This is a genomic window from Bifidobacterium sp. N4G05, from assembly GCF_002742445.1.
In the GTDB taxonomy this organism is placed as follows: Bacteria; Actinomycetota; Actinomycetes; order Actinomycetales; family Bifidobacteriaceae; genus Bifidobacterium; species Bifidobacterium hominis.
This window is the reverse complement of record NZ_NJNQ01000002.1, coordinates 180,429-193,112: the sequence shown is the minus strand read 5'-3', so window position 1 is coordinate 193,112 and position 12,684 is coordinate 180,429. Positions and strand designations below refer to the sequence as shown.

The 12,684-nt window shown below is 48.9% G+C and carries 12 protein-coding genes and 1 pseudogene; 10 read left to right on the top strand and 3 right to left on the bottom strand.

Annotated features, from left to right (window positions below; genetic code table 11):
- Window positions 1-20: 20 nt before the first annotated feature.
- The 5 genes from CE153_RS02590 (at window position 21) to CE153_RS02570 (ending at window position 5,320) form a co-directional block, all read left to right on the top strand.
- Window positions 21-1,037, top strand: coding sequence for a capsular polysaccharide synthesis protein (locus CE153_RS02590; protein ID WP_099595026.1), 1,017 nt, complete (start codon window positions 21-23; stop codon window positions 1,035-1,037).
- Between the two features lie 68 nt (window positions 1,038-1,105).
- Window positions 1,106-2,398 (top strand): hypothetical protein, encoded by a 1,293-nt coding sequence (locus CE153_RS02585; RefSeq protein WP_143433067.1) that lies wholly within the window; start codon window positions 1,106-1,108, stop codon window positions 2,396-2,398.
- Window positions 2,399-3,331 (top strand): hypothetical protein, encoded by a 933-nt coding sequence (locus tag CE153_RS02580; protein WP_143433065.1) that lies wholly within the window; start codon window positions 2,399-2,401, stop codon window positions 3,329-3,331.
- 15 nt (window positions 3,332-3,346) lie between these two features.
- Window positions 3,347-4,792, top strand: a complete 1,446-nt coding sequence (locus CE153_RS02575) for a lipopolysaccharide biosynthesis protein (RefSeq protein ID WP_077321662.1) — start codon at window positions 3,347-3,349, stop codon at window positions 4,790-4,792.
- A 147-nt stretch (window positions 4,793-4,939) separates the two neighbouring features.
- A complete protein-coding gene (locus tag CE153_RS02570; RefSeq protein WP_050496301.1) occupies window positions 4,940-5,320 on the top strand; it encodes an acyltransferase in 381 nt (126 codons plus the stop codon).
- Between the two features lie 79 nt (window positions 5,321-5,399).
- On the opposite strand, the gene CE153_RS02565 is transcribed toward CE153_RS02570, so the two are convergent.
- Complete coding sequence (locus CE153_RS02565) at window positions 5,400-6,551, bottom strand: NAD-dependent epimerase/dehydratase family protein (RefSeq protein ID WP_047379648.1); 1,152 nt, start codon at window positions 6,549-6,551, stop codon at window positions 5,400-5,402.
- A 214-nt stretch (window positions 6,552-6,765) separates the two neighbouring features.
- Here CE153_RS02565 and CE153_RS02560 point away from each other — a divergent pair, with 214 nt between their 5' ends.
- Window positions 6,766-7,395, top strand: coding sequence for an acyltransferase (locus tag CE153_RS02560; RefSeq protein WP_099595023.1), 630 nt, complete (start codon window positions 6,766-6,768; stop codon window positions 7,393-7,395).
- Window positions 7,396-7,790: 395 nt separating this feature from the next.
- Window positions 7,791-8,250: pseudogene (locus CE153_RS02555) on the top strand (transposase); the annotation flags it as partial.
- 30 nt (window positions 8,251-8,280) lie between these two features.
- Here CE153_RS02555 and CE153_RS02550 read toward each other — a convergent pair.
- Window positions 8,281-8,691: an integrase core domain-containing protein gene (locus CE153_RS02550; protein WP_099595098.1), complete on the bottom strand. Its 411-nt coding sequence runs from the start codon at window positions 8,689-8,691 to the stop codon at window positions 8,281-8,283.
- A gap of 501 nt (window positions 8,692-9,192) precedes the next feature.
- Window positions 9,193-9,825, bottom strand: a complete 633-nt coding sequence (locus CE153_RS08805) for a hypothetical protein (RefSeq protein ID WP_236824432.1) — start codon at window positions 9,823-9,825, stop codon at window positions 9,193-9,195.
- A 404-nt stretch (window positions 9,826-10,229) separates the two neighbouring features.
- Here CE153_RS08805 and CE153_RS02535 point away from each other — a divergent pair, with 404 nt between their 5' ends.
- From CE153_RS02535 to CE153_RS02520, 3 genes are all read left to right on the top strand, one after another.
- On the top strand, window positions 10,230-10,829 hold the full coding sequence (locus CE153_RS02535; protein ID WP_099595022.1) for a hypothetical protein: 600 nt from the start codon (window positions 10,230-10,232) through the stop codon (window positions 10,827-10,829).
- Window positions 10,830-11,452: 623 nt separating this feature from the next.
- Complete coding sequence (locus tag CE153_RS08955; RefSeq protein ID WP_236824431.1) at window positions 11,453-11,764, top strand: transposase; 312 nt, start codon at window positions 11,453-11,455, stop codon at window positions 11,762-11,764.
- A 2-nt stretch (window positions 11,765-11,766) separates the two neighbouring features.
- On the top strand, window positions 11,767-12,600 hold the full coding sequence (locus tag CE153_RS02520; RefSeq protein ID WP_099595021.1) for an IS3 family transposase: 834 nt from the start codon (window positions 11,767-11,769) through the stop codon (window positions 12,598-12,600).
- Window positions 12,601-12,684 lie beyond the last annotated feature (84 nt).

Below are 12,684 nucleotides of genomic sequence, written 5' to 3'. Positions count from 1 at the left end.
GCAAAAAAGCAGGGAATGAAATGGGAGCTCACAATAGCATTAGACGCTATCTTCACCGCATTGGTGAGGAAATACGATCTACGGCGGAAATAGCGAAATTGACTTCATGGCCGGCTGCAGTGGAAACGCTTATTGCTAAGGCGGATATCCAAATTATGTGCCGTAATAGGTATGCGGAACCGCCGAGTGCGCGTCGTCGCCTGATTCGTAAGCATGAAACACTGCTTAAGTATTTCGAGAAACGATATGGAGATTTCGCTTCTGGCTATCGCTATAAGGTAAATCTTCCGGCCGTACCGGAGGAACTCAAAGGTTGCATCTGGTTATGCTGGTGGCAAGGGCTTGACCATGCTCCGCGTATCGTCCAACGCTGTGTAGAATCGATTCGCGAATATGCGGGAGATCGACGTGTGATTGTGATTACCGAGGACAATTATCGTGATTATGTGACCTTCCCTGACTGGATGATGCGCAAATATCATGAAGGCACTATTGCTCGCACACATTTGTCGGACTTGCTGCGTTTATCGTTGCTGGCTCAGTATGGCGGGTTGTGGTTGGACGCGACGTTCTATTGCGCTGGCGATATTGAAGACTGTTTTGGCCAGCCATTGTTCTCTATCAAGCGCCCCGAGTATTTGCATGCAAGTGTGGCGCAGGGATATTTTGCAAATTACTCTTTGGGATGTGATGCCGACCATCGTTGGATATTTGCCGTAATACGTGATTTCTTGCTTGAATATTGGCGTACAAATGATTTTATGGTCGACTACTTGTTTTTGGATTATTTGATCGTACTAGTGCAACGACATTGCACTGCGGTTAAGGAGGCGTTTGCGGCAATCACCCCCAATAATCCACAATGCGATGACCTGTTCAAGTGTTTAGGTGATGTCTTTAATGAGCGTCATTGGGAGTCATTAAGCGCCGATACATCATTGTTCAAATTGACATGGAAGCAAGAGTTTCCCACCGAAATCAATGGTGTCGAAACTTATTATGGAAGATTGCTCAACGGCAATTTGCGTCGAAATTAGTTTTTCCAGAGGTGTTGATGATTCGCATAACGAAGACCAAAACACTCCAGTACGCGTGGCTGTACCTTATGTTACTGATTCCGGGCAGCTGTGCGATGTCACGCTATCTGAATACCACATTGGTGTATGGCGTGATTATTGCTATATATGCCCTGCTTGCGTTGCTGAGCGCAAAATATAAGAATGTTTATGTGCTGTCGTTTTGCCTTTTGCTTGCATTGGCAACGATTGTTATCCGATTGAAAACAGGAGGTGTGGGGCCCCTAAGTTTTCTTTCCAACGCAGCGATGCTGGTTGTCACCTATATCGCAATGACTATTGATCGGAGAATGTTTCTTACCCGATTCGTAAGAATTGTTTGTTTCTTTGGCATCATCAGTGTGCTATTTTGGGCGGCGTTTTGCATTAACCCTTCACTGGTGAATGCATGGCCTGCAACATCATTCTGGGCGCAGAACTTGGGGACGGGTCAATGGGCCACTGTGCTTCATGGAAAAGGACTCTGGCTTTACTCGTATCTTGAAATACACGCAACCCGTAATTGTGGTTTCTACACTGAACCTGGCGTGTATCAGATTGTACTCAATGCTGTTTTATTCGTCCTGTTATTTTGGAAAAAGAAATTATATTTTGATAACGAGAAGCAATATCGTACGGCGACCGTCATTGTCTTGCTCACACTGATTACTTGCCAGTCGACGACCGGTTATCTTTCTATGATGGTCATCTTGTTGTGCTTCTTCTTTATGCGTGGCAGAGAGCGAGGCATACGTACGCTGAAGCAAAAGCTTGCAGTGCTAGTGGTCGCCATTACGGCGGTGTTGATCACTGATTATTTGCTTCGCGGGGAAGAGAGTCTCCTTTATGTTCAAGTGCTGAACAAGTTATTTGGTGGCGACATTGGCAGTGGTGTTAATTTAGCGGATAGCACGGGACAATATCGTTTGATTACAGTGATGGCTAGTTTGAAGGCTCTTTCCATGGACCCGTTCGGTATCGGTTTTGACGCATTCTATGCGATACGAGACTCATTTGACCCAGCTGCAGTTGCCGCTAGCATTGCGACCTATGCCGCAGTGTATGGAGTGATTTTCTGGCTGGCGATGATGATTATGATTTTCTATCCAATGGTTCAACGGGAACCAAAGAAAATACTTATTGCCGTATTTGCTTTTATGTTTATCAATTCCACGGTTAGCGAGACGTATTTGTTCTATCCGGGTCTCATGATGTTCCCGATTTATCTCAGCTCCTATTTGACGTATAAGCGGTCCAGTGCCGCTGGATATGCAATTGCTAGACATAATTCTCGTGACATGCTGATGGCTTCCGGGCTGATGAATACTAAAGAGGTGATATAAATGGAACAGACTTTGATACTTGTTCCCAGCAACAGTTTCTATTATTTCAACAGTTTAAAACTGCCTAATGTGGTGGTTTCTCCTGTGTTTCGAGAAGTTCATGGCGCGTCCGAAATGGTTTGGAAAGCAATGAGGAAGCTGAGGCTTGCTGCCAGCTCGCTGTTCTATACTGATTGGTACAAGGATTTGCAGTCGTTTTCCAAGATCATTGTTTTTGATCTTACGGTATGGCTGGATCCGGCGTTATTGCGCAACATTAATAGACATAAAAATCCTGACGCGAAATGTTATCTATATTCCTGGAATATTGTTCGCGACAAGCAGGTTGTCCTTGGCCATCTTGCAGCGTGCAGGAAGTATGGTTTCTCATATTATTCGTATGACGAAAATGACTGCAAGCAATATGGATTCCGCTTCAACACCATCATGTATGACGAGAACTTGCGTCTCCCGGAGCGTGCTCTGACGTCAGATATCCTGTTTCTTGGTTTTCTCAAGGATCGCAAGGCAAAAATGCTTGCTTTGCATCAAATTATCTCCGATGCTGGCATGAAACCGGAATTCGTAATTGTTGAAAACGGTAATCAGCATGAAGATTTGCCATTCACCATTCGTCACTCATATGTTAATTATGCGGATTATCTCGATATGGTTTCGCAAAGCAAGGCGATTTTGGATATCACGCAGCAAGGTCAGAACGGATTCTCTATGCGCGTGATGGAATCCATTTTCCTCAACAAGAAACTCGTTTCGACTAACATGGCTCTATTGTCAGCGAATTTTTATGATCCCAATAATATTCTGGTCATTGATTTGCAGAACCCTGATGAAGAAGCGCTTACCGTGTTCCTGCGTTCCGAGTTTCACCCATATTCTCAAGAGACAAGACACTACTATTCCGTCGGCTCATGGATCAATCGTTTCCAACAATGATGGTGCAGACGAATAATGGCAAAACACATTAAAAAACATTTTTGGAATAAGCGGCCATCCGAGGGTATGAAATCGGCGGTAGCATACACATTCGCATCGCTGTTTTCTAAAGGTTTGGCCTTTGTTACTGTGCCAATTTTTACCCGAATCATGTCAACTTCTGAGATGGGCACAGTCAATCTGTACAATTCTTGGCAGTCGATACTGACGGTTGTGGCGACGCTCTCGTTGACTTACGGCGGATATATGGTCGCGTTGAAGGAATATGAGCATGAGCGCGATAGGTACGAATCTTCAGTGCTGACGCTCACGACGTTCACATCAATCGTATTCTTTGCCGTATATTCCGTTGCTCCCAATTGTTGGAGTCGCATACTTGGCCTAGACAAATCGCTGTTGCTGCTGATGCTAGTTGGTTTCCTATTGCTGCCGGCTACGGAGTTCTGGCTGGCAAGACAGCGTTACGAGTATAAGTACAAGGCAGCAACACTGGTGACGATTGGCTCCGCCATTGTGGCATCAGCACTTTCCATTGTCGCTGTATTGTATATGCGAGGAAGCGGAAAAGCGGCCGAAGGACGATTGTTCGCGAATTATGCCGTGCTATATGCTGTTGCTCTTGTGCTATGGGTATACATCATGGTGCGAGGGCGCAAGTTCATTTCCATGCGGTATTGGAAATTCTCACTTGCTCTGAGTGTGCCTCTTATTGCGAATCAGTTCGCCACGCAGATTCTGAATAATTCCGGTCGCGTGATGATTGGTTGGTTCGTTGATAATTCCGCTGTAGGCATTTATGGCACACTTTCCTCGGTGAGTACCGTTTCCGCAATCGTATGGTCGGCAATTAATTCTTCGTTTATCCCATTCCTCTATCGGAATATTGATGATTCCGAAGGCAAGAAAAGAGTTCGGAGCCTCGCTTCGATTCTGCTACTCACCTATGCTGCGGTATGCGTATTGATGACTTTCCTAGCTCCTGAGGTGGTCAAGATAATCGCAACTGATGAATATATGGCAGCGATTTACATCATGCCGCCAATTTCTGCAGCCATTTTCCAGAATGCTATTTCCAATATGTATGCAAACGTGTTGTTGTATCACAAAAAAACTTCATACATAATGATTGCCTCTATTTGTGGCGCAGTACTGAATATTGTACTGAATGCAGTACTGATTCCTCTATTTGGATACCAGGCAGCGGCCTATTCGATGTTGATTGCATTCGTATTCTTGTCGTATGTGCAAATGCGTGTGTCCAAAAAACTGCACTTCACTATCACGGGAACCAAGGAAACCGTATATGATGACAAAGCCATTATCGGTATACAATGGCTGGTAATTGTGCTTTCCGCCATTGCGATTCCTCTATATCACTTCACGATTATTCGTTATATAGCAGCATTTGTCCTGATGATTGTCTCCTTCTTCCTCTACAAAAAGAGCAAAATATCTGTCTGATATAGAAAGGAACCGCATTGTTTGCGAAATTAATGAATCATTTCCGTAATGCTGAGAAAAATGCTGCTCATTACCGAAAGCTGGGTTTAAAGCTGGGGGGGGGGCTTCGAGATTCTCAATGGCTGGGATTTTGGAAGTGAACCGTGGTTGATTGAGATCGGCGATAATGTCAGGATTACATCTGGTGTTAGATTTGTGACTCATGACGGTGGCGTGTGGGTATTACGTCATAAGTATTCTGAGCTATCCGATATCGATCTCTTTGGGAAAATTCGAATCGGCAATAACGTGCATATTGGTTTTAATGCCATTATTATGCCGGGGGTAACAATCGGAGATAATTGCATTATCGGATGCGGCACTATTGTTACGCATGATATTCCTGCAAATTCCATTGTAGTGGGTGTGCCGGGTAGGGTGATCGAGTCCGTTGGTGAATATGCGGCTAAACATGATGACGATTTTATGCATACTAAAAAGATGGCTACTGATGAGAAAAAAGCTTTCGTACTTGGCCATCTAAAATAATGGGAATATTTTTAATGAGATTGTTCTTGGAACTGGCCGAAGCAATATAGCATTATGCTTCGGCCAAGGTTCTAGATGCTTACTTTCGAATAAACATTCCTGAACGTTCCATCTCTGTAAGGGATTGTTCGTAACGACTGTTGTCGGTCTCTTGTCCCAGCACCCATTTGCAAAACTCGGTCAAACCTTCCTGCAAGGAAATCGACGGAGTGAAATCAAGCAGCTTTCGTGCCTTTTGGGTATCAGCGACATTATGTGCGATGTCTCCGATGCGGAAATCACCGGTAACGTTCAGATTGCTGGTACTGCCATAGATTCGTTTCAATGTCTCAGCTATTTCGATGACACTTGTTCCGATTCCGCTGCCTAGGTTGATGATTTCTCCGTTCGATGCGGCCGTATTGATAGATTTGATGACCGCGGAAGCAACATCCTTTACGTGGATAAAGTCGCGGCTTTCCTTGCCATCTTCAAAGATATTGATGTCTTTATTGTCCAAAAGCAATGAGGAGAAGATGGAAAGAATGCCAGTGTAAGGATTCTTCAATGATTGGCCTGCTCCGTACACATTTTGGAAACGGAAGATGGTGTAATCAATATCCATCGCAGGGCACATTGTCTGAATCATCATTTCTTGTGAAAGCTTGGTGAACGCATAAAGAGAATTTGGGGTGGTTTTGCTGTCTTCGGTGGTGGGCATTAAGGTCAAGGCGGTATTGCACTTGTCGCAATGCATAGTGAAATCGCCTTGCATCATATCTTTAGTTTTGCGTCCACGGGGGTAGACTACGCCACAGTTTGGGCATTGATACTCGCCTTCGCCATACACAGAACGCGATGACGACAGGATAACTTTGCGTATAGTGTTGCTTTTCCCCTTGAGCGATAGTGCTTGAAAAATATTTGACAAACCCATGACATTGACCTCGTTGTACTGGTTGATCATGTACATGGATTGCCCGGTACCGGTTTCTGCCGCAAGGTGCAAAACAACATCTACCCCTTCAAGGGCTTTCTGGACTGTTGTGAAATCACGCACGTCTCCACGGATGAAATCACAACAATCTTTTATGGATTGGAAAAGATATGACTTTTCAGGATTGTTGCCATGAATTTGTTTGGTCAATGCATCTAGAACGCGAATTTCGTATTCATCATGAGCGCTCAGTTGTTTTACGATTTCGCTACCAATAAAACCTGCGCCGCCTGTTACCAGAATCTTCGTTGTCATATGTCTTGAACCGTTCTTTTGTAGAAACTTGCCCTAGAAGGAGGGTATGCTTTCAGTATAGTTCGAACTATCTTATTTGGTATTTACCTTCATAGGCGATAATTAGGTCACACTAGACATCGACTATAAATCGAACCGCTACGTCTTCCTTTCTGATTACGCTGTTTTCATCAGTCGAGGGCGCTCATGAAGTTTGGATTACAAAGGAGCCATCATGTTTTTTGGACTAGGCCGCATTCGAGACAGATACTACAAATGGTGTGAATCCGTGAAGTTCCTTTCGCGGAACAAAGGGATGCGTGCCGGCAAAAACCTGGATCTGCGACTATCTCAGTATATTCACTGTGCTGGTTCCGTAGTCCTTGGTGATAATTGTCGTCTCTATTGCTGGGATGCTTCGCACGGTAAGCCCTTCGATCGTGAACCTGAAATTCGCATTGGAGAACGAGTACATGTGACTAGAAATCTCACTTTGCAATGTACCTCAGAAATCATCATTGAGGATGACTCACTGCTTGCTTCTGACATTGTCATGATTGATTACAACCACGGTATGTCTCCGCTGCCAGATTCCTATCTGGACAACGACCTTGAACTCACCTCGGGAATCCATATTGGCCGAGGTGCATGGATTGGGAACAACGTGATTATCTTAGGCGGCGTTGAAATCGGAGAAAAGTCAATCATCGGGGCGGGATCCGTCGTCACTAAATCTATTCCTCCATATTCAATTGCGGTAGGTAACCCTGCTCATGTTATTAAGCAATATAACCCCTCTACCAATCTTTGGGAATCCATCAGAACAAACAACGAGGTCGATAGAGCTGCTTCGAAAACGATGTGAATTCGATTGGTTTTGTCGTAAGCCTTTATGTCCATCAAGAGAATTCAACAGACTGTCCCCTTGCGGAAATATATGCTAGTTACTGGATAAAGGAGATAATGTGAGCAGCCGAAAAATGAAATGTCATGTTTGCTATGGCTCAGGAACATGCCCGGAATGCGGCGGAAGCGGTCATATACGCAATGCTAATCCGGCTCCTTGGGCAAAGAAGCAGAAGGGCGGTGAGACTACTTGCATCGTGTGCAATGGAACTGGCGAATGCATCCAATGCAATGGGACTGGCATGGTGGAAGAGTGAGAGTGTTATAACGGTCAGTGTGTCCCGCTGTCTATTTGAAAGTGCAACACCCTTTAGATTGAAGATTGTCCAGATAACCAGTGAAAGGTGCCGCACCTTGGGCCAAGTGTATTCGCACCTGTCGGAAGAGGAACGGCAGATCATCCAGATAGAGATCGGCAACGGGACGAGCATACGGCGGATCGCCGGCCTGATCGGCAGACACGCCTCTACGGTCAGCTACGAAATCAAACGCAACACATGGTTCCCGTCCAGCGAGAACGAATCCTACCGGCCGTACCGGCCGGAGCGTCTCAAGACGGGGCCGTGGACCGGCCGGTACTACATCGCCGGCCCCGCGCACCGGAAGGCCGGACGTCGCCGCATCAGGACCCGCAAGCCGTACCGGCTCGCCTCCGACCGCCTGTGGGCGTGGGTGGCCGAACGGCTACGTAGGGGTCTGGTCGCCGCTGCTGGTCAGCGGCTGGCTGAGGCTGGAGCATCCCGGCGACGAGTCGATGCGCTGCTGCCCGGAGACCCTGTGCCGGTGGGTCTACGCCGACGAGGCGAGACGGGACTGGATTGGCAACAGCGTGTTGGACAGTTTCTTAGAGGACGAGTCCTTGTTCGGTGAATTCCTTCGGGCTCCGGTATCCGAGGGTGGAGTGGAGCCGCTGGTCGTCGGACCACCACACGTAGTCGTTGAGGTCGCGCCTCGGCTGCTCGATCGTGACGTAGCGGTTCCGGTACACGAGCTCCTTTTTCAGCGGCCTGTTCGTCGACTCGACCACGGTGTTGTCGTAGGGGTTGCCCTTGCGCGGCAGCGATCTTTTGATGTCGAACACGTCGAGCAGCTCGTCAATCCTCGTGTCGTCGAACTCGCCGTCCCGGCCGGTGTGAAACACCTGGACGTCCGCCAGCGGGAAGTCGAGCGTGCAGAACGCACTCAGCACCAGGCCCGCGTTCCGGGCCCGCCCGACGGAATGGCTGGCGATGCCCCTGTTCGCCAGGCCGACCATCAGACATACATACGCCGGGCCACCCGCCGGACGCGTGTGCGGGGCGTAGCCGTCGGATCCGCGGTCCGGCAGGTTCGCGAGCCTGGCCTCGTCGGCCGCGTCCCGTGCGGTTTGAATCGTCTGCGCGTGTACGCGCCCGTCATGCCCTGTTCGTGCATGATGTTGCCGATGCGCCTCCCGGACGCGGTGACGCCCCTCCTTTCCAGGGCGGTATTGATTGAATATCTGCTTGTTTTGAGGCCATCGTTATTGCGTATCAAGGCCATCGTGTGGCTGTCTCCAAGAAAATGAAGTGGCCTGGTTTTTGTTCCGCCTCACTATAAAGGCGGAACAAAAACCAGGCCACTTCACAGAATTGCAAATGGTCGCTGGTATAGATTCCCAAGGTTAAATAGTCGCTTCCATAGTAGTGTTATAGAGGCATCGTAGACAGTAATCAGATATACTGCGAATGTGGATTGCGCAATGCGGTTGATGACTTGACTATGGAAAGTGCACTTATTAAACAGCAGAAAGATGCCGAATCCGATCATGACCATGGGAAGCTTCCAATCGCTGGTAATGACGAAGCTTGAAGCGAATCCGAAATGGTGCAAATTCAAACAGTAGGGAGAGTCCGATTCCCGTGCCAAGCAGTACACCAATATTTTTGAGCGTAAACGGCGTCATATACCACTTGTAGGTGGAGATGATGATAAATAGGTAGATGAACCCAAAAACACCGGTGAGTGATGAATTGATGCTGGGGTATCCTCCTAGGGATCCTGGAATAAAGCTAGTTAATCCCCGAATTATTAGTACGGTTATGGCAAGTGCGAGATGGTACTTTCTACCGAGAGCTTTCAGTCCTTTGGATAGAAAGGGTAACAGTGCCAGGAAAATAGCATAGGCTGTAGCATACCACCATAAACTCATAGAGAGTGGTGCGATGCTCTTTATCATAAGCTTTGCGTCAATGCAGGCGCGGTCGAGCATGAGATAGAACGCCATGAGCGTAAGGCTCCAGAACAGGAGTTCGCGTTCCATGATCCACACGCGTTTCAGGTTGGATTTGATGGTCTGTTCCTTGTCGAGGAAGAACCGAGCAGAGATGGAAAAGAAGATGACGACGCCGACCTTGCCGCCACTAGCCATGAAGAATCGGGAAAAATTTCCATAGCCAGTGGGAGCTTGTTGATAGGAAAACCATTCTGGGTTATAAAATGGTACATAAGGATCATGAACATCGCGATGATGCGCAGCAGCTCGATGCTGGAATTCCTCTGCCCCCCCCCATTTGCGATTCGGGAATGTGCCGGTGCGCCGTGTTTGGCGTTTATGCGGTTGTCGTTCTCCGCGTCCTGGTTCTTTTGTTCACAATTCTCCTCTAGTCTGTGGTCTCTCTTCCCTCCGAATCCTACACACCCAAACCGACTGGGATATTCTATTAAAAGATAAAATCGAACAAATGTTTGAGTGTGTGGTATACTGCCGTTGAAGATTAGATAGGTGTGAGTCGGAGAATGGGGATATTGCTTCAGCGGGGAAGGGATCAATGCATGAACTATATTCGGCAAAATGTTGGTGGAACGATTAAAGCCATTGGAATTTTTTTGAATACTGAACATCCGGGGCTTACCAATGTTTCAGACATATTCACGGTTGGTATTTCCGTGATTTCCATCGTTATTGCTTTTATGTCATATGACTATGTGAAGAATCATGACCAGCAGATTGCCAAATTTGAACAAGCGAATGAGATATCGTCTTGGGTGGTACATGATTCGAAAGGCGGCGTTCAGATGGTGGAGGATTCTCCATTAATGAAGGTTTCCGTCAATAATGGTTCGGATCAGCCGATCTATGATGTCGTTTTAACTTCTGGAACATATCAAGGGGCTGGTGCCGATTATTTGAGCGGGACGAATAATACTGTTTGTGTAGGTACCGTCCCTCCTGGGAGATTTACGACTTATGTTCCTTATCCGGGCGAAGGAATGCATGTTCGTGTTGAATCGGTTATTGCCTTTCGAGACAACAAGGGTAACAACTGGATTCGCAACGCCAAAGGCGTTCTTTCTGAAATCAGAACGAATTCGTATGGATATCTCAAACTAGATCTTCCTCCAGATAATTGGCAATCCCTCGAGTCGGAATGACGAGACAAAATATTGTTGGTGTGCTGTTGGCGTCATCGACGGCGGGGATTGGCATCTGGGCGGAGATAAAATTGGATGACGGGGTACTTGGTGACGCTGTTTTCGGTGAGATGATAGAAAGCGTATATGGATAGTTCAACTGAACCGAAGCGGATCATGCGTTCTTCCCGTTGTCAATGTTCGTGGCTCGGCTGGTAACGGGGAATGACGCAGCCGTCTCAGTGGAACCATCGCAACTATCATTCTCGCCTGCATCGTACCCGGTTTGATATGGATGGCGTCGGCGGATAACAGGGTGCGGACGTTTTCTTGGAGACCGAACGAAAGGATTATTATATGTCCGGCCCCGAGGAACGACAGCGCGTGGTGGACCTGTACTCCACCACGCCGATGACCACGGCCTAGGTGGTCGAGCACCAGGGTTATCAGACCAGGCAATGCCTGGAACGCCGGCCGGCAAAGGATCCCGGGCATGCCGGCCATATGGCGAAACCCATCATCCCACTGGAGACGGGGACCAAGGCAATCGAACCGGTGTCGGACGGCATGCGCGGAAGCGGGCCGCCGAACGGCTCGGCGCGGGCTGGATTGGCTACAATGTATTGGACTGGTTCATGCGGGACATGACAACGAAGGAGTTGATCATCATGGCCGATCCGAATCGTCCCCGTCATTACGAGGAGGAGTTCAAGAGGCAGATCGTGCAGCTGTACGAGAACGGCAAGCCGTCGTCGCGGATCAGGGCGGAGTACGGCATCCCGCGTTCCACGCTGCAGCGTTGGGTGCAGGGGATACGTAACAGCGGCTCCACGAAAGCGGCCGACAACCGCACTCCCGAGGAGAACGAGCTGATCGAATTGCGGAAACGCAACAGGCAGCTGGAGATGGAGGTCGACGTTTTAAAACAAGCGGCGCCGGTATTCGCACGAAAGTAGACGTGATACGGTCCAACGACGGCCGCTGCCCGGTATCGGCGCAGTGCAGGATCCTGGGCGTTGCCAAGTCGACCTACTACTGGATGCTCGAACACCCCGAGGCCGAACGCGCCGACCCTTACGAGAAGGATGTGGAGCGCGTGTGGAGGGACAGCGGCAAGGTGTACGGGGCCAGGAAGATCAAGCATGCCCTGGGGCACGAGGGCGTGACGCTGTCCCGCCGCCGCATCAACCGGATCATGAAGAGGAACGGCATGGCCAGTTCCTATTCCAAGGCCGCCTACAGGCCACGCCCGGCCAGGCCGAACGACGACCCGGCTCCCAACATCCTCGCCCGCGAGTTCAATGGCTACGCGCCGCGCACCCATCTGGCCTCCGACCCGGCCTACGTGAGGGTCGGTAGTTCGTGGGCGTACGTCTGCCTGCCCGGCGACCTGGCCAACCGGCAGATCGCCGGCCATTCGGTCGGCGTCAGGCACGACGCCGATCTCGTGCTGGCCGCGTTTGCCGCGCTGCGCTTCCCGCTGGATGAGATCGAGGTGTTCCACACGGACCGCGGCGGCGAGTTCACCGGGGAACGCATCGAACGCATGCTCGACGTGTTCGACATCACACGTTCCCTTTCCAGACCCGGCAGCCCGTACGACAACGCGGTGGTGGAATCCACCAACCGTCTCGTCAAGAAGGAACTCATATACGACAACGTCTACACGAGCGTGGAACAGCTGCGCTCGGACGTCAACCGGTACGTGTGGTGGTACGACCACCAACGGCTCCACTCGACCCTCGATTACATGAGTCCCGTGGAGTTCACACAACAAGGAAAGACCTTCTAGAAACAGTCCAACACACCGTTGCCAATCCAGTGTTGCGCTTTTAGGGTGGCACCATACATCATGATGAACGAGTAAGGTTGACGG

What these genes read in the sequence shown, in the direction of transcription:
- CE153_RS02590 (WP_099595026.1), top strand. Translation starts at nt 21, where the DNA reads ATGGGAGCTCACAATAGCATTAGACGCTATCTTCACCGCATTGGTGAG.
- CE153_RS02585 (WP_143433067.1), top strand. Translation starts at nt 1,106, where the DNA reads ATGTTACTGATTCCGGGCAGCTGTGCGATGTCACGCTATCTGAATACC.
- CE153_RS02580 (WP_143433065.1), top strand. Translation starts at nt 2,399, where the DNA reads ATGGAACAGACTTTGATACTTGTTCCCAGCAACAGTTTCTATTATTTC.
- CE153_RS02575 (WP_077321662.1), top strand. Translation starts at nt 3,347, where the DNA reads ATGGCAAAACACATTAAAAAACATTTTTGGAATAAGCGGCCATCCGAG.
- CE153_RS02565 (WP_047379648.1), bottom strand. Translation starts at nt 6,551, where the DNA reads ATGACAACGAAGATTCTGGTAACAGGCGGCGCAGGTTTTATTGGTAGC.
- CE153_RS02560 (WP_099595023.1), top strand. Translation starts at nt 6,766, where the DNA reads ATGTTTTTTGGACTAGGCCGCATTCGAGACAGATACTACAAATGGTGT.
- CE153_RS02550 (WP_099595098.1), bottom strand. Translation starts at nt 8,691, where the DNA reads ATGGTCGGCCTGGCGAACAGGGGCATCGCCAGCCATTCCGTCGGGCGG.
- CE153_RS08805 (WP_236824432.1), bottom strand. Translation starts at nt 9,825, where the DNA reads ATGGCTAGTGGCGGCAAGGTCGGCGTCGTCATCTTCTTTTCCATCTCT.
- CE153_RS02535 (WP_099595022.1), top strand. Translation starts at nt 10,230, where the DNA reads ATGAACTATATTCGGCAAAATGTTGGTGGAACGATTAAAGCCATTGGA.
- CE153_RS08955 (WP_236824431.1), top strand. Translation starts at nt 11,453, where the DNA reads ATGACAACGAAGGAGTTGATCATCATGGCCGATCCGAATCGTCCCCGT.